This is a genomic window from Thermoleptolyngbya oregonensis NK1-22 (assembly GCF_032705245.1).
Classification (GTDB): domain Bacteria; phylum Cyanobacteriota; class Cyanobacteriia; order Elainellales; family Elainellaceae; genus Thermoleptolyngbya; species Thermoleptolyngbya sichuanensis.
On the sequence record NZ_CP053540.1, the window covers coordinates 1,464,569 to 1,480,781 of the forward strand.

Here is a 16,213-nt window from a genome sequence, read left to right on the forward strand (position 1 = left end):
TGGGTTTTGGATTTTGGGGAGCATCGGGTCGCTTGCCTTCATGCTCCAACCCTCTACCCCGCCTGTCTAAAGCTCTCCCCGAATTTCCTCCACGATGCCGTCCCGCAGCAGCACCTCGATCTGCATTTTGCGGATCAGGTTATCGCCCATTTCGACGCGACAGAAGCCTTCCACCAGCCCTTCGCTGACTTCTTGATCCATGTCCAAAAGCTGCACCTGCTGGAGTTGCAGCAACACCTGATTGCGCCGCTCCAGGATTTCGCTTTTGCGCTGGTTGACCTGGAGTTGGAAGTTGTTCATTTGCTGGGCGATCGCCGGATCGTCAGGGCGAATAATTTGCTTTCGCATTTCCGCCATCATGCGCTGCTCTTGGGTTTCAAGCTGCTGCTTTTGTTCATCAAGCTGGTCGATTTGGAGTTGGAGCTGCTGCTGTTTCTCTTCTTTCCAGCGAGGGGTGACCACAGCCTTGACGTTCACAGCGCGTTTGAGGAGCAAATAGGATTGGGAGGGGTCCATGAGGAAGTTGAAATCGTCCATTGAATAAAGGTTTGAAGTGTTTGTGCCACGATCTGGTGCAACACTCTGGCGATCGCCCTCACGCCGCCCCCGAACCATACAACATGCGGGAACGGCCTCAGGCAAACATCGATTCGATCATACTGCTATAGCGTTCCATCACAACGTTGCGGCGCACTTTTAGCGTCTGGGTCAGCAGCCCATTGTCCACCGTAAACGGCTCACTGAGGATGCGGAACGGCCCAACCCGCTCATCGGGGCGGAAGCCCGGTCGATTTTGCACTGCCTGGGTCAATTCCTGACGAATCAAGTCCTGCACGGGTTTCGACTCCAGATTGATCGTGCCGTCAGCATTTCGCACCGCATCGCCCTGCGTCGCCGCCCAAGACTCCAGTGTTTCTAGGTTAGGCACCACCAGCGCCCCAATCATCCGCTGATCCTGTCCCACCAGCATCACTTGGTCGATATACACGCTGCGAATGATGGCGTTTTCAATGGGCTGCGGCTCAATGTTTTCGCCATTTGTGAGAACAATCGTGTCCTTGGCACGGCCGGTAATAATCAGGTCGCCCCACTGCGTCATCCAGCCCAGGTCGCCCGTGTCAAACCAGCCGTCCGGGTCGATTGCCTTGCGGGTAGCTTCGGGGTTTTTGTAATAGCCCTGCATCACCTGGGGGCCGCGAATCAGGATCAAGCCCTGCTGTCCCTGGGGCAAATCCTGGCGAGTTTCCGGGTTGACGATGCGCGTCTCGGTGTAGGGTAGCGCCTGCCCATCGGCTCCGCGCATGTTATGCCGGACGCGGCGGACATGGGTAATGGGCGAGGTTTCCGTCAGTCCGTAGCCGCCCAAAATTTGAATGCCTGCCATCTCAAAGAAGTCTTCCAGATGCTCGGCAATAGAACCGCCGCCGCTGACGACGAACTTGATTTGGCCGCCGATGCCGTCGCGCACCTTTTGGAACACCAGCCGATCCGCCAGCAGGTAGACCGGAGAGGTGATTGCCACTTCGCCCATGGCCTTCAGCTTGTCCAAGGGCGAGGGGTTGAGGTTGTCTAGGTTGAGTCCTTGCAGGGTGCGGTTTGCTTTGACGTAGCGATCGCTCTGCTTGAGCAAGAAATTCACCAGCTTTTGCTTTTTCTCTGGCTGGTCGCGGAACTGTTTCTGAATCCCTTCGTAAATCGACTCCCACAGGCGCGGCACGCCCACCATAAACTGCGGGCGAAACTCCTTCAGGTCTTTCTTGACAAAGCGGATATTAGTGTAAATCTGCGTGCAGCCGTGGGCAAAGATAAAGTACTCAAACGTGCGCTCGTAGCAGTGCCAGATCGGAAGAATGCTGAGGACGCGATCGCCCGGTTGCGGTTCGACCACTGTCGCCGCGCCTTCGACCTGCGACAGCAAGTTGCCGTGGCTCAGCATCACGCCCTTGGGCACGCCAGAAGTTCCTGAGGTATACATCAGCGTGGCCAGTGTGTCACGGGTGCGCTGGGTAGGCGGCTGCACGGCGCGGTTTTTGCCCATCTCCAGCACTTGCGAAAAGTTAAGAATCTTTAGCCTCGGCGCGTCTAGCGTTTCGTCCGTTAGCAGGATCACCGTTTGCAGCGGCAGGTCATCCAGATTGGGCGAGACTTTCTTGAGCGTCGCCGCATCTTCGGTAATCAGCGCCACGGCTTCGCTGTTGTCGAGAATAAACCGCAGCTCGCCTCGGTCTGCCTGGGAGCCACGTACTGCGTCGATGGCCCCAGCGGTCATGATGCCCTGGTCGGCAATCAGCCAGCGGGGGCGATTATCGGAAAACAAGGCGACGCGATCGCCCTCCTGGATGCCCAGCGCCTGCAACCCTGCGGCAAATTGCAATATCTGCTGATATAGCTCGGCGTAGGTCAGCTTGATCTCCGGCGTGCTGTGGGGATCATGCACAGCAGTTAGATTAGCAATCTCCGGTCGCTGGGCGCAGCGGGCAAACAGTTCAGGAACCGCTTGCATCTGGCTAAAGGGCGATTTGCTCAGTGGGGCAGCAGTAGACACGGCAGCAGTCATAGGGGTTCCCTCAGCGCTAGACGGCTCAACAAACGCCCAAAAAACGCCCAATGGGTGTCTCTGGCGTTTTGTTTCTGGCTCTAGTTTATGCAGCATCGTGCCGCGCGACACCCCTCTCCCTGCCACTCGCGCCAAAATCGCTAACTGTCCGCCTCCCTGCCCCCAACCCCCTGCCTTGCTTTCAGGTGAATCTTGTGCCGATCTTTAAGATTGGTAAGCTCACGCGCTAGAATTGGCGGTTGGGACTCTTTTACGAGAGTTTCTTTTACAAGAGTTACCCAGTGTGCAGCTTTGCCGATCTCCCTCACCCTAAATCCCTCTCCCGCTCTGGGAGAGGGACTTGAAGCCTCTCTTGCTCCCCTTCTCCCGACTTGGGAGAAGGGGTTGGGGGAGGAGGGCAGCCTGAAAGTTACACATTGCATAGAGTTACAATTTGGGATTTCAGCATTCCCCAGTTTTCAGCACTATGCTCAGCACGAGAAGTTTTCATTGAAGGTGGAATTCCATTAAAGCTAACGCTCCGCGTCATCAAAGCCCCGCGCGGTTTAAGTGAACTGCCCAATTTAGCCCAATTTAACTGCCCAATTCTTAGCTGCTCGTTCTTAAGCGATCTGTACAACTCCTTATCCGGTATTAACAGGTATTCATTAGGACAAACCCATGCCCAAAGCAACTTGGAACGGAGCCGTGCTAGCCGAGAGCGATCGCTGCGTGGTGGTCGAAGGCAACCAATACTTCCCGCCCGATGCCATCCAGTCTGAATATTTCCAGCCCAGCGATACCCACACGACCTGCCCTTGGAAAGGCGTTGCCAGCTACTACAACATCGTGGTCGATGGCCAGGTCAACAAAGATGCCGCCTGGTATTACCCAGCGCCGAAGGATGCCGCTAAAGAAATTACAGGGCATGTTGCCTTTTGGCGCGGCGTGAAGGTCGAAGTTTAAGTCGAAGCTTAAAATGCGGGCAACCTAAAGTCGAATCCTCCAGTCATAAAGTTCTGGTTGTATCGGTTTGCCCCGACCAATCTGTCCGTCCGAAGCTGGGAACCAAAGCGCTGACAGATTGGCTTTTGGGGCAGCCGCAGATGAGTTCACCGCACGAGAAGTAATGCAAGTACCGTAATGCAAGTACAAACCCCGCCTGACCAATCCATTCCCCCCATCTTGGGAACCCTGCCCGACATTGAGGTTCCTGGCGAAACCGTTCCCCGGCGGGCGCGGGTGCAGCTTGACTTGCTGCTGCTGGCGATCGAAGCGCTGGACCTAGGCGGCTCCGAAGCGCTGCTGATCACCGCCAGCGACCTGAATCTGCAAAGCATCGTGAAAAATCGCGTCGGGCTGTGGCGGCTCCGCAGCGCCAACCCGCTGCGACGCTATGGCAGCCAGCGCAAAACGCTGACCCAGGCAGAGGGCAAGGCGATGGTTCTGGTAATTTGCAACCTGGCACGGCGGCTGACGGGCGTGATTCGGCAGCTTCTGCTGGCGCACCAGCAATTGAGCGATCGCAACCTTTCGGTAGAGCATCACTTCCGCTTATCAGAATACCTGGAGCGCTTTCGGGCCCACTTTCGCTCTCGCATGAACCCGCGCCGCGCCGCTGTGCTGCTCTACGACACCGACGAAAAGCTGAATGACCTGGCGCTGGGGCTGCTGCGTCAGCTTCTCTTCTGCACGGGCACGGCCGGCCCCCAGCGACTTTGGACGAGCTTGTTTGATGGAGAAGTGGCATGACGATTCAGCGGCAATATACCCTGCCCAACTGCAAGCTGGTGGTCGAAGGACTGAGCGACGGGGCGACGGCGACGGCGGCGCGTCCCGTCGTGTCGATGGTGACCAATGCCGAGTGCCACTTTGCCGGCCAGCCAAAACCAATTAGCGGCGGCCGGGCGTTTTTGGAAGATCTGGCGATTACAGCCAGCAACTATGCCCAGGGGATTCTCAGCGGCGTGCCCCATCCCCACACCCAACCCGGACAAGGGGAATTGGTGTCTCTGGAGCGAGTCGAGCCGGATCTGCATCGGCTGACGGTCAAGCCAGATTCGTTTGTGGGCGAGGCGAATGGCGGCGGGTCCGCGGCTCCGGTGCAGATTGATTTGCGGACGGTGCAGCTTTTTGACCTAGTGGAGGCGATTGACCAGTTTTTGGCCGATAGTCAGACCTTGCCAGAGTTTGCTCCCCAGCTTGCGCCCGTGTCGCGCCGCTATGCAGTGACCCATGAACCCATGACCAAGCAGGTCGTGCCCGCTGCGATTGGGCTGGTGGGTCTGGCGGCGGCCGCTGCGGCGCTGTTCTTCTTGCCCATTCCGGAGCGTCGTCCTGAGGCTGCGGCTGAGGACGCGGCCACGCCCGCACCTTTGGTCAGCCCTGCGTCTCCCGCAGCTAGCCCGCCGACGGGTTCGCCCACGCCGCTGGCTTCGCCCAGCCCGGTCGCCAGTCCCAGCCCGGTTCAAAGTCCAGACACCACGGTTTCGGAAAGCCCTACGGCTGAAAGTCCCAGCCCCGCCGCTAGCCCTGAAAATGCTCCTCCGGAGACGGGTGGCTCAGTGGGCGAAGCCCTGGTTAATGCCAATGAAATTACCGAGCCAGAGCAGTTGGATCGGCTGAAGACCCAACTGCGCGATCGCCTCGATGCTGCCTGGTCGCAGCGGCCAACCTTTACCGAAGATTTGGTTTATCAAGTCTCGGTAGCAGAGAACGGCGACATCCTGGGCTTCCGCTATATGAATAATGCCGCCGTGCAAAACGCCAACCAAACGCCGCTGCCTGACCTGCAATATCAGCAGACCGATCGTTCCGCAGAACCCAACGCCCTCTTCCGCGTGGTGTTTACGCCGGGCGGCGTGGTGCAGGTGAGTCCCTGGCACGGGCGGCCGCCCGAATAGGGTCGTGGCGCTTGATTGGCGCTTGATTGGCGATTAACTGGCGGTTGATAGAGACCACCGCTGGAGCAGTGGAACCGACTCCTGATCCGCGCTACAGCTTCGGCTTCATGTAGACGATTGCGCTGCGCCAGATGACCGTTTGCTGGTCGTAATGATCGACCACGCAAATGCAGTGCTGATCCTGCCAGCGCATTTTGCCTGTGATCAGGTCGTTGGTAATCAGTTTGAGCTCTACTTCGCGCTCTTCGCGGATTAGGGTTTGGATCTGACGGACGCTGGGCAGACCAGTTTCTAGTTCGATGCTCATGGTTTAAAGTTTCAGGGTTTGGGATTTTGGATTTTGGGGTGATTCAGGAAGCGAACAATCCAGACGCGGCGGGTTCTTTCAGTTTAGGCCTCTAGTTTAGGAGATGTCCGGCGGCGATGGGGGCGATCGCCCGCTCCGACAGTCTGTAACAGCTTGCAACAGTCTGCGATAATCCGCAATGGGTTCGCAATGGACTGCGATATCTGCGATATTCAGAATGCCCAATCGGAGCCTATGATGATTCAAGCAAGCGGCTCAAAGCATCTTCCCAAGACCTTGGGTTACTGGCACTGAGTTACTGGTATTGGATTGCTGGTATTGAGTTACTGGTATTGGGTTACTGGCACTGAGTCCCCGCTAGAGGGTGTTTGAAAAGGTATCGCCTGTAATGTTAAGCACTCAGAGATCCCCCCTAGCCCCCCTTAAAGGGGAAACTGCCTTAAAGTCCCCCTTAAAAAGGGGGGAAACCGCCTTAAAGTCCCCCTTTTTAAGGGGGATTTAGGGGGATCTTGCACGCTTTGCTACAAACAGTAGGACTTTTCAAACATTCTCTTAGACCTCTCTGACACATCACAACTATGGCGATCGCATTTACGAAATATCACGGGCTGGGCAACGACTTTATCCTGGTAGACAATCGGCAGCAGGCAGAGCCGTGCATTACCCCAGAGCAAGCGGTGGACTGGTGCGATCGCCACTTTGGGATTGGCGCAGACGGCGTGATCTTTGCGCTGCCAGGGCAAGACGGCACCGACTACACCATGCGGATTTTCAACTCTGACGGGTCAGAGCCGGAGATGTGTGGCAATGGCATCCGCTGTTTGGCCCGCTTTATTGCCGACCTAGAAGCCGCCGAAACCGGATCGCCGCGCCCAGTCTACAAAATTCACACGCTGGCGGGACTAATCACGCCGCGCCTAGAGGCAGACGGACAGATCACGGTCGATATGGGGCTGCCCCGGCTGCTGGCGGGCGAAATTCCCACGACGCTGGCCGCTCCGGAGGAAAAAGTCGTGAACCTGCCGCTGGAGGTGGCTGGGCAAACCTGGCAGGTCACCTGCGTCAGCATGGGCAATCCCCACTGCATCACGTTTGTAGAGGAGGTGGCGACGATTCCGCTGGCGGCGATTGGGCCCCAGTTTGAGCATCATCCTGCTTTCCCCAAGCGGATTAATGCTGAGTTCATTCAGGTGGTGCGCCCGGACTATCTGAAGATGCGCGTGTGGGAGCGGGGCGCGGGTATTACGCTGGCCTGCGGCACGGGGGCCTGTGCGTCGCTGGTGGCGGCGGTGCTAAACGGCAAGAGCGATCGCCGTGCGACGGTGGAGCTTCCGGGCGGGCCGCTGCTGATCGAGTGGTCAGAGGCCGATCAGCACCTCTACATGACCGGGCCCGCGCAGAAAGTGTTTAGCGGCACGGCGCTATAGCGTCTTGGATTAACCTCTCAAAACCTTGAAAATAGCGGCACTGACCCGGCTCACCCAATTTTGCGGCGATCCCTTATCCTTGAGGTTCAACCGCGTAGTGATGGTTTGGCATGAAGCTACTGTGTCTGAGCAATGGTCATGGAGAAGATGCGATCGCCCTCCGCATTCTCCGGGCCCTGCGGCATCGGGCAGACCTAGAGGGTCGTGTGGCAGATATCGTGGCGCTGCCGCTGGTGGGCGAAGGTCATGCCTATTCCCAGAGCGGCATCCCGGTGATTGGCCCAGTCAAACAGCTTCCCTCCGGTGGCTTTGTCTATATGGACGGTCGGCAGTTTGCCAAAGACCTGCGCGGCGGGCTGCTGCAACTCACCCTCAGCCAGCTTCGCGTGGTGCGCGAGTGGGCCAAGCAGGGCGACCTGATTTTGGCCGTGGGCGACTTGGTGCCCCTGCTGTTTGCCTGGTGGAGCGGTGCGCCCTACGCCTTTGTGGGCACGGCCAAATCGGAATATTACTTGCGCGATGAAGCCGGACTCTTGCCCCGCGCCTCCTGGTTTGAGCAGCTAGAAAGCTGGTCAGGATCGGTCTATTTGCCCTGGGAGCGCTGGCTGATGGGGCGGCGGCGCTGTCGGGCGGTGTTTCCTCGCGATAGCCTCACCAGCGAAGTGCTAAGCCGCTGGAATCTGCCCGTGTATGACCTGGGCAACCCGATGATGGATGATTTGGAACCGATGGGGATTGACTTTGCGATTCCCGACGAGGCGCTGGTGGCCACGCTGCTGCCGGGGTCGCGGGTGCCCGAAGCCTATCGAAATTGGGAAACACTGCTGGATGCGGCGCAATCGCTGGTGACGGGACTCGATCGCCCCGTGACCTTGTTGGCGGCGATCGCCCCCTATCTCGATTTAGCCGTGCTGCACCAAGCGTTGCAGGCTCGCGGCTGGCAGTTGACCAATCCTGCCCCTGTGCCGCCCCTGGCCTATCGCCAAGACCAGGCGACGCTGCTGCTGACCACGGCCTTTAACGGCTGCGTCAACCGGGGCGACGTGGCGATGGCGATGGCAGGCACGGCTACAGAACAGGTGGTGGGATTGGGCAAGCCCGCGCTGATCTTTCCGGGCGAAGGGCCGCAGTTTACCTACGCCTTCGCCGAAGCCCAAACGCGCCTGCTGGGGCCGTCGGTGATCCTGGTCGAACAGCCCGACCAGGCAGCCGAAGTCGTGCGATCGCTGCTGAAAGACCCCGATCGCCTGCAAATCATTGCCGAAAACGGTCGCCGCCGCATGGGACTACCTGGTGCGAGCGATCGCATTGCCGCCTGTTTGCTGAGTCAGGGGTGATGTTGGATGTTGGATTTTAGATTTTGGGCAGAAAGTCTATCAATCCAAAATCACCAATCCAAAGGCCAAAATCTCTAGATTTCTAGCTCAATCACCACCGGACAATGGTCAGACGCTTTGGGATAGCTGCTGCCCACGCCGTTGAACCGCTGGACTGCGGTGCGTTCGGCTCGTTTGGGCAAACCGCGCCGCTCGATGTAGGGAAGCGCGTTGGGGTTGGCTTCGGCGAGCGATCGCGACAGCAGGATGTAGTCCAACTGGTGATATTCCTCGCCCCGCGAAAAGAAATGCGTCCAGCGCTGATCAGGACGCAGCCGTTCGATCACGTTCTCCAGCCAGGGCTGGCTGAGCAGCGGCTCCAGCCCCAGCGACGGCAGATAGTCGTTGAAGTCGCCCAAAATTACCCAGGTTGCCGCGCCCGGATCGGCTCCAAACCGCTCATGCAAAATCTGCACAACGCGCTGGGTCTGGATCTTGCGGATATGCATGGTTTCCTCGCGCCCCTCATGCATAGATTTGAAATGGTTAACAAACACCGTCAGCGGCTTGCCGTCGGGCAGTTCGAGGTTTACCTCTAGGCAGTCGCGGGAAAAGATCAGGTGGCCGCTGGGAGCGCGATCGAACTGGTGCGTGCGGATGTGGCAAAAGGGAAAGCGGCTGAGCAATCCCACATCGATCAATCGGCGATCGTTGCCGTCGATGACCAGCTTGTAGGGATAGTCGGGCATCAGCGAACGAAACTGGCGCACAAACTGCTTCAGCGTGTCCATACTCTCGACTTCTTGCAGTCCGAGAATATCTGCCCGCAGCGCCCCAATGGCTTCCGCCGTGATCCGATCTTTCCCTTCCGAAAATGGAATGCACTGCGTCACGCTGGCAGTCCACTTTTCGGGAAGCTCTTCGTAGGGCAGGTCTTCCTTAAACTGAAACCGGGCAAACAGGTTTTCAGCATTAAACGTACCAATGCGGACGCGCATAAGCCAGGCCAGAGCGACAACCCTGAAACCATTGCAGCGTCGGGGCGACGCAACAACGTGTCCCTATCATATCGACATAATATCGACTGAGAGGAGCCGCCGCAGATCGCGTCCAATACCTGTGGATAAAATCTCGATGATCAGTTCCCAAGATCAGTTCCAAGCGACCTGATCTCGGTTTCCTCGGTTTCCTCGGTTTCCTCGGTTGTCCCGCTTGTCCCGCCTCAATCGCCCAGGAGTGCCTGAAACTCCGGACTATGGCGCACATTGTCAAAGCTGGTATCCGTCTGCGCCATCACGCGGTAGAGATTGGGGCTGAGAACCACGGCGCGATGCAGATTTCTCAGGGTGCGCTCCAGATCGCCCTGGAGGCTGCGGGCGCAGGCTTTGCCATACCAGGCTTCGGGATTGTCGTCTTTGCATTGCAGCGATTGGTCGAAACTGGCGATCGCCTCTTCAAACCGCTCCAGCTTGACCAGAATAATACCGCGATAGCTCCAGGCATAATGGCAGGTGGGCTTAATGGTCACCGCCGTCTCCAGGCTGGTCAGTGCTTCCTCGTAGCGGCGCAGCGCCCCCAGGGCCAGACCCCGGTTATACCAGGCGCGGTAGTTGTTGGGGCGCAGTTCTACCACTTTGTCAAAACTGGCGATCGCCTCTCGATAGCGATACAGCCGATTTTGGGCGTAGCCCCGGTTATACCAGGCCTTGGCATCGGCGGGGTCAAACTTCACCGCTTTGTCAAAACTGGCGATCGCCTCTTCGTAGCGCTCCAGCCGGGCCAGCGCAATGCCTTTGCCGTGCCAGGCCAGCGCGTTTTTGGGCTTGAGCTTCAGGGCCCGCTCAAAGCTGGCGATCGCCTCTTCGTCATACTCCAGCGCGTGCAGCGCAAAGCCCCGCTTCATCCACGCCTCCGGATGGTCGGGCTGTTGTTGCAATAATCGGTCAAATCGAGCTACTGCACCCTCATACCGGCCAACCCCGTAGAGTGCCATGCCCTGGTCGAGCCAGGTGTTTAAATCTTGTGTATGCTCTTGAGCCTGATCTGGAATCTCTGGGTCTTGCACTCGGTCTTGAATGTAATCAATCTGATCTTTTGTCTGACTCTCTTTTGTCTGACTCATAGCACCACTCAGTCATCGCGCCACCTGGCAGAGAAGCGAATGAAAAAGCAAAAACCCTGCTTTCTCTAAGGTAATCGAGAATGCAGAACTAGCCATTTATCAACATCCCGTGAGATGGGCGTTTAGTTTCCCGGAGCGTTTCATTCATAATGATGAAGTCCCAATCTCGCCATGCACCCTTCTGAAAGCTAGTATGCCCAGGTTGAATAGGGGTTTCATAGCGGGAAATTACGTGAAACGACGGGTGATATGGCGGATTTTCGGATAGAGCGCGACTCGATGGGAGAAAAGCAGATTCCCAATGCGGTGTATTACGGGATTCAAACCCTGCGGGCGGTCGAAAATTTCCCCATCAGCGGGCTAAAGCCATTGCCAACCTATGTCGATGCTTGCCTGCTGATTAAAAAAGCAACAGCGATCGCCAATGGAGAACTGGGCTGCATTTCTGAAGACCTCAGTCGGGCGATTGTGCAGGCAGCAGACGAGATTCTGGCGGGCAGCCTGCGAGATCAGTTTGTGGTGGATGTGTATCAGGCGGGCGCGGGCACGTCGCACCACATGAACGTGAACGAAGTGTTGGCCAATCGGGCGCTAGAAATTTTGGGCGATGAAAAGGGCAATTACAGCCGCGTCAGCCCGAATGATCACGTCAACTATGGGCAATCGACCAATGATGTGATTCCGACCGCCATTCGCATCGGCGGGCTGCTGGCGCTGGAGCGGACGCTGTATCCTGCCCTGAAGGGGGCGATCGCCGCGCTCCAGGCAAAGGCCGGGGAATACCAAGACGTGGTGAAATCCGGTCGGACGCATCTGCAAGATGCCGTCCCGGTTCGCATGGGCGACACCTTTGGCGCGTGGGCGCAGATCTTGGCGGATCATCTAGCGCGGCTCCAGTTTGCCGAAAAAGACCTGACCGTGTTGGGGCTGGGCGGCAGCGCGGCGGGCACAGGCATGAACACGCATCCCAGATATCGCTTCCGGGCGGCAGAGATTCTCTCTACGCTGATCGACAAGCCGCTCACCTCTGCCCCGCATCTGATGGCGGCTATGCAGAGTATGGCTCCCTTTGTGGCAGTTTCCGGCGCAATTCGCAACCTGGCCCAAGACTTGGTGAAGATTTCCCACGACCTGCGGCTGATGGATTCTGGCCCCAAGACGGGGTTCAAGGAAATCCAGCTTCCGCCTGTGCAGCCCGGTTCCTCCATCATGCCGGGGAAATACAACCCCGTGATGGCGGAGATGATTTCCCAGGTCTGTTTTCAGGTGATGGGCTACGACGCGGCGATCGCCCTGGCCGCCCAGGCAGGACAGCTTGAACTGAACGTGATGATGCCGATGATTGCCTACAGCCTGATCCAGAGCATTGAAATCTTGGGAAATGCGATCGCCGCGCTGACGGACAAGGGGCTGAAGGGCATCGTGGTGAATGGCGATCGCTGTCGGCAGTATGCCGAAGGCAGCCTTGCCCTGGTAACGGCGCTCAACCCGCACATCGGCTATCTCAACGCAGCAGCGGTGGCCAAAGAATCGCTAGAAACCGGCAAGTCCCTGCGGCAAATCGTGCTGGAGAAGGGATTGATGAGCGAGGCAGACCTGGCGAACGTCCTCAATCTGGAGCAAATGAGCGCCATGACCCCGGCTCAGACTGAAGGGTAGCAGTGGGAATTAGAGTGGGAAGTAGTAGAAAGTAGCAGTGGGAATTAGCAGTGGGAAGTAGCTGTGGGAAATGGACGAATTTTTAGTCTTGCCAGGAAAACCGGGCGGGCGATCGCTCACCTAAAGTCTTGAGAAGATTCCTTAAAATCGCGTACCCATTTCCCAGAAACCATCGCAATATTGAAGCATTCGCGCCTTTCGCAGACGCAGATTCACCGAACGCCCGCGCACACCCGCATCCCCACTACTGGAAGGTCATGGAATATCAAGAATCCCTCTACACCCAGCTCACGTTTCACTACGTCAACGGCACCAGCGAATCCTTCAACCTGTATGCCCCAATTGAAAGCGATGGCACGCACCAAACCACCCAACTCGAAGTGCGCCATCTGCTGAAAAAAGACTGGTGGATCGTCAACCTGCCAGAGCAAACCGTGTTCATCAACGTAGACAACGTGCTGAAAATGGAGATGAAACCTGCTCTGTCCCAGCTTCAGGGCGAAGATGTCTTCTCCAACGCGGAGCGCGTGACGGCTCTCAATCGTTCTCGATAGCGGGTTGAATGCGGTGATGGAGTTGCCAATATTCGACACTCTGCCGCCTTCGTCACCCCCGTCATTTCTGTTCCCCTGTCGCTTGGTTCTTCCCCTTCATGACCCTCGAACTCTACCTGATTCGTCACGGACTGGCGGGCGAGCATGGCAGCTACGCCAACGACGACGAACGCCCGCTGACCGAAGAAGGTCAGCGCAAAACCCGGCAGGTGGCCGATCGGCTGCACAAGCTGGACATTCGGTTTGACCATGTGCTGACCAGTCCGCTGGTGCGGGCGCGGCAGACGGCGGAGATTCTCTGTGCGGCAGGGCTGAGTCAGTCGCTTGAAGCGTCGCGCCATCTCGCGTTTGATGGGTCGCTGCTCGACTGGCTGCCCTGGTTTGACCAGTGGCGGCAGACGGGAGCCAAGACGCTGGCGCTGGTGGGGCACGAACCCTGTCTGAGTGAATGGACGGAACGCCTAGTGTGGGGCGATGTGAAGCACCATGTCGTTTTCAAGAAGGCGGGTGTGGTGGGGCTGCTGGTGCCCCAGAGCGGAACGCCCGTGGGCAATAGTCAGATTTTCTGGCTAACGCCGCCGCGATTTTTGATTTAGTGGACTCTATCGCAGCGGGGTCTGACTAGGACTGTCGGCGGGCGATCGCCCCTTGCAGCAGCCACAGCAGCCCCAAGCTCAGCGCCCCGCTCAGCAGCCCGAAGCTCACCTGCGGCTTTCCCAAAAACACGCACACCCCGCCCGCGCCCGCCAGCACAATGCCTAGCCCACGCCCCAGATTCAGCATTGTGGCGATGGTTTCTGTGGCGTGCGTATATTTAGCGATCACATCACCCTCGGCGGTCAGCGGCGCAGAGGCTGCTACCAAGTGCTGGAGCGACTGATATTTCGCCAGATCTAGCTGATAATACGTGCCCAATTCGGCATCGCGCAGGCTGGGAACCGAATGTAGCCCAAAATGCTTGGCATGGGCGATCGCCGCTCGAATTTGCCGCTGCGTTGCCACGGGCCCCAGCGCCTCAAAGAGAGAAGCTCGGTAGACCCCCGTTTTGCCCATGTCCAGGATTCGCTGGCTCAGTTCCGCCACCGAAAGCCGCCGAGCGATTTCAGAGCTAGCGCCATGACGAGCTGCGCTGGTTTTTTGCCTTGTCTCTTGCATAGATCTGCCGAAATTGCCAGAATCGAGTTTCTCAGGCAATCCCCAGCATAATACAAGCGAACCAAAGCCGCTGGAATCAGACGCAAACTTTTGATGGTTCCACCAAGTTAATCTTTCAACCAGGCTGATTGAAAACCCCTGTTCCAGGGTCTACTCTTCTGGGCGAGGCACCAGCAGCGTGGCGACAGAAGGCAGCAGAGCCGCAGCGCGATCGCTCGTTTCTCTGGCGATCGCCCCCCAGGCGGCGCTGACCAAGCGACCCGGCTGGAAGTCGTGTTTTACCAGTTCCCAGAGGCGCTGCACGTCGTCGGTGTGGAGGCGATCGTCTTCTGTGAGGGCGAGGATGATTTCGCGGCGAAGAAACGCGCCTTCATCCGACATGAGATATTGCAGACCCAGTTGGGCGGTGGGCAGCAGGTCAAAGTTGTTGTCACTGCGGGCGATCGCAATCAGGTTTTCCAGCCGCTTCCAGTTCAGCTTGCCGTCTTTGAACAGAACTTCGAGCAGGCGGCGGCGCAGGGCAGGCGTTTCTCCCTTCAGCAAACGCTGTGCCACGTAGGGATAGGCCACTTCCACAATCTTGAAATCGGGATTGAGGCTGAGAGCCAGCCCTTCTTGGGTAATCAGCGATCGGATAATCAGCGCAAACTTGGCAGGTAGCCGGAACGGATACTCGTACATCAGCGCCGAAAACTCGTCGGTGACGGTTCTAAAGTTAAAGTTGCCCACGCTTGCGCCGACGGCGTTTTGAAACACCGCTTGCAGCGCCGGAATAATCGGGCGGATGTCAGTATCAGGCGTGAGGAACCCCAGCTTCACAAAGTCCCGCGCCATCTCTGTATAGTCTTCGTTGATGAGATGCACCACGGAATCCACCAGCGTTTCCTTAGTGGACTGATCCAACTGATCCATCATGCCAAAGTCGATATAGGCCATCCGCCCATCGGCCATGGCAAACAGGTTGCCGGGGTGGGGGTCGGCATGGAAAAAGCCAAACTCCAGCAATTGGCGCAGACCCGACGTAACCCCGATTTTGATTACAGCGTCGGGGTCAAGGCTCATGGCGCATAGCCCCGCCTCGTCGTTGAGCTTGCAGCCGTCGATCCACTCCAGCGTCAGCACATGCTGGCTGCTATAACGCCAGTAAATTGAGGGCACTTTGACCGTAGGATCGTCCTGAAAATTGGCGGCAAAGGCTTCGGCGTTGCGCCCTTCGTTGAGGTAGTCGATTTCCTCAAACAGCTTCGTGCCAAATTCATCCACAATCAGCGTCAGATCGTGCCCCAGATTCAGCGGCAGAAACGGCTCCATCCAACTGGCGGCCCAGCGCATCAGGTACAGATCCAGCGTGATTACGGGCATCAGGCGGGGACGCTGCACTTTTACTGCAACGGTTTCGCCTGTATAAAGTTTGGCCTTGTAAACCTGGCCGAGGCTGGCGGCGGCGACAGGTTCTGACGAGATCTCTTGATACAGCTCGGAAACCGGGCGCTCTAGCTCAGATTCAATAATGCTAAAGGCGATGTCGTTGGAAAACGGCGGCAGCTTGTCTTGCAGCTTGACCAGTTCATCCAGGAAGTCTTTGCGGATCAGGTCAGGGCGAGTCGAGAGGGCCTGTCCAACTTTGATAAAGGTGGGGCCGAGGCGGGTCAAAATGTGGCGAAGCTGGGCAGCACGCCGGGGTTGATGCTCCCCAGCCTGTCCACGCCACTGGTCTATTTGCAGACCCAGAAGAAACCCGGCAAACATCCAGACAATGGAAACAGCCCGCCAAAGGGACTGCCAAGGGCGAGTGCGGTAATGTTGGGCGATCGCCTCTGGGTCGTAGCGCCGCATCTGACCCAGAGAAGGTTGACGAGAAGGCTGACTCACGCTTGCGTATCCTCTCAAACCAAAGGAGTGCGACTCAAAACCTGCCATTGCCTGCCAGCAACAGGGTTTGGGTGTGAGGTCGCAGGGGGGAAGTGGAAAACCCCAACTTCCCAACGGTAGCACTCAGGCAGGTCTGGGCGGGTTTGAGATGGTTCGGGATTAGGATTCCCGATAGAGCATCTAAGGCTGCTCTATTTACCATCGTATAAGAAACTACATCGAATGAAATGGCGATCGCCCATCTCAGTAAACTTTCTGAATATTTTATTCCAATACGTTAAATAGATGTTATCGATCTGTACTTCCGAAACCTGCTATTCTCAGCACTTCACGCTGCGTTAAGCGAATGTTAAACCTTGCAG

General features: G+C 57.4%; 15 protein-coding genes. 8 read left to right on the forward strand and 7 right to left on the reverse strand.

All coding sequences use genetic code 11. From position 1 onward, the window contains the following. Window positions 1-66 precede the first annotated feature (66 nt). Together HNI00_RS06275 and HNI00_RS06280 are read right to left on the reverse strand one after the other, a co-directional pair. Window positions 67-516, reverse strand: a complete 450-nt coding sequence (locus HNI00_RS06275) for a YlqD family protein (protein ID WP_068516377.1) — start codon at window positions 514-516, stop codon at window positions 67-69. Window positions 517-634: 118 nt separating this feature from the next. Beyond that, window positions 635-2,557, reverse strand: a complete 1,923-nt coding sequence (locus HNI00_RS06280) for an AMP-dependent synthetase/ligase (protein ID WP_316791665.1) — start codon at window positions 2,555-2,557, stop codon at window positions 635-637. A gap of 660 nt (window positions 2,558-3,217) precedes the next feature. On the opposite strand from HNI00_RS06280, the gene HNI00_RS06285 reads away from it, so the two are divergent. The 3 genes from HNI00_RS06285 to HNI00_RS06295 all read left to right on the forward strand — a co-directional run bounded on the left by HNI00_RS06285 (window position 3,218) and on the right by HNI00_RS06295 (window position 5,439). Continuing rightward, window positions 3,218-3,502, forward strand: coding sequence for a DUF427 domain-containing protein (locus HNI00_RS06285; RefSeq protein ID WP_316791667.1), 285 nt, complete (start codon window positions 3,218-3,220; stop codon window positions 3,500-3,502). 177 nt (window positions 3,503-3,679) lie between these two features. Continuing rightward, window positions 3,680-4,288, forward strand: coding sequence for a DUF3038 domain-containing protein (locus HNI00_RS06290; protein WP_172358564.1), 609 nt, complete (start codon window positions 3,680-3,682; stop codon window positions 4,286-4,288). Further along, window positions 4,285-5,439 carry a DUF4335 domain-containing protein gene (locus tag HNI00_RS06295; RefSeq protein ID WP_316791669.1) on the forward strand — a complete coding sequence of 385 codons (1,155 nt, stop codon included), beginning with the start codon at window positions 4,285-4,287 and terminating at the stop codon, window positions 5,437-5,439. The genes HNI00_RS06290 and HNI00_RS06295 overlap by 4 nt, the downstream gene beginning before the upstream one ends. Window positions 5,440-5,530: 91 nt before the next feature. Here the strand turns inward: HNI00_RS06295 and HNI00_RS06300 are convergent, their stop codons facing one another. Next, the gene (locus tag HNI00_RS06300; RefSeq protein WP_172358562.1) at window positions 5,531-5,746 is read right to left on the reverse strand and encodes an Hfq-related RNA-binding protein; all 216 of its coding nucleotides are present in this window, start codon (window positions 5,744-5,746) and stop codon (window positions 5,531-5,533) included. 578 nt (window positions 5,747-6,324) lie between these two features. Here HNI00_RS06300 and dapF point away from each other — a divergent pair. Beyond that, the gene (dapF, locus tag HNI00_RS06305) at window positions 6,325-7,173 is read left to right on the forward strand and encodes a diaminopimelate epimerase (protein ID WP_316791672.1); all 849 of its coding nucleotides are present in this window, start codon (window positions 6,325-6,327) and stop codon (window positions 7,171-7,173) included. A 110-nt stretch (window positions 7,174-7,283) separates the two neighbouring features. Continuing rightward, entirely contained in the window at window positions 7,284-8,510 is a 1,227-nt protein-coding gene (locus tag HNI00_RS06310; RefSeq protein WP_316791675.1) for a lipid-A-disaccharide synthase-related protein, read from the forward strand. A gap of 74 nt (window positions 8,511-8,584) precedes the next feature. Here the strand turns inward: HNI00_RS06310 and HNI00_RS06315 are convergent, their stop codons facing one another. Both HNI00_RS06315 and HNI00_RS06320 read right to left on the reverse strand, forming a co-directional pair. Then, the gene (locus HNI00_RS06315; protein ID WP_316791677.1) at window positions 8,585-9,487 is read right to left on the reverse strand and encodes an endonuclease/exonuclease/phosphatase family protein; all 903 of its coding nucleotides are present in this window, start codon (window positions 9,485-9,487) and stop codon (window positions 8,585-8,587) included. Window positions 9,488-9,711: 224 nt separating this feature from the next. After that, a complete protein-coding gene (locus HNI00_RS06320; protein WP_316791680.1) occupies window positions 9,712-10,611 on the reverse strand; it encodes a tetratricopeptide repeat protein in 900 nt (299 codons plus the stop codon). Window positions 10,612-10,860: 249 nt separating this feature from the next. Here HNI00_RS06320 and HNI00_RS06325 point away from each other — a divergent pair, with 249 nt between their 5' ends. The 3 genes from HNI00_RS06325 (at window position 10,861) to sixA (ending at window position 13,420) form a co-directional block, all read left to right on the forward strand. After that, complete coding sequence (locus tag HNI00_RS06325; RefSeq protein ID WP_316791682.1) at window positions 10,861-12,270, forward strand: aspartate ammonia-lyase; 1,410 nt, start codon at window positions 10,861-10,863, stop codon at window positions 12,268-12,270. A 257-nt stretch (window positions 12,271-12,527) separates the two neighbouring features. Beyond that, the gene (locus tag HNI00_RS06330) at window positions 12,528-12,824 is read left to right on the forward strand and encodes a hypothetical protein (protein ID WP_172358556.1); all 297 of its coding nucleotides are present in this window, start codon (window positions 12,528-12,530) and stop codon (window positions 12,822-12,824) included. A 98-nt stretch (window positions 12,825-12,922) separates the two neighbouring features. Next, window positions 12,923-13,420, forward strand: a complete 498-nt coding sequence (sixA, locus tag HNI00_RS06335; protein ID WP_172358555.1) for a phosphohistidine phosphatase SixA — start codon at window positions 12,923-12,925, stop codon at window positions 13,418-13,420. Between the two features lie 25 nt (window positions 13,421-13,445). Here the strand turns inward: sixA and HNI00_RS06340 are convergent, their stop codons facing one another. Then, window positions 13,446-13,979 carry a hypothetical protein gene (locus tag HNI00_RS06340; RefSeq protein WP_316791684.1) on the reverse strand — a complete coding sequence of 178 codons (534 nt, stop codon included), beginning with the start codon at window positions 13,977-13,979 and terminating at the stop codon, window positions 13,446-13,448. Between the two features lie 150 nt (window positions 13,980-14,129). After that, window positions 14,130-15,815 carry an ABC1 kinase family protein gene (locus HNI00_RS06345; protein ID WP_420156322.1) on the reverse strand — a complete coding sequence of 562 codons (1,686 nt, stop codon included), beginning with the start codon at window positions 15,813-15,815 and terminating at the stop codon, window positions 14,130-14,132. Window positions 15,816-16,213 lie beyond the last annotated feature (398 nt).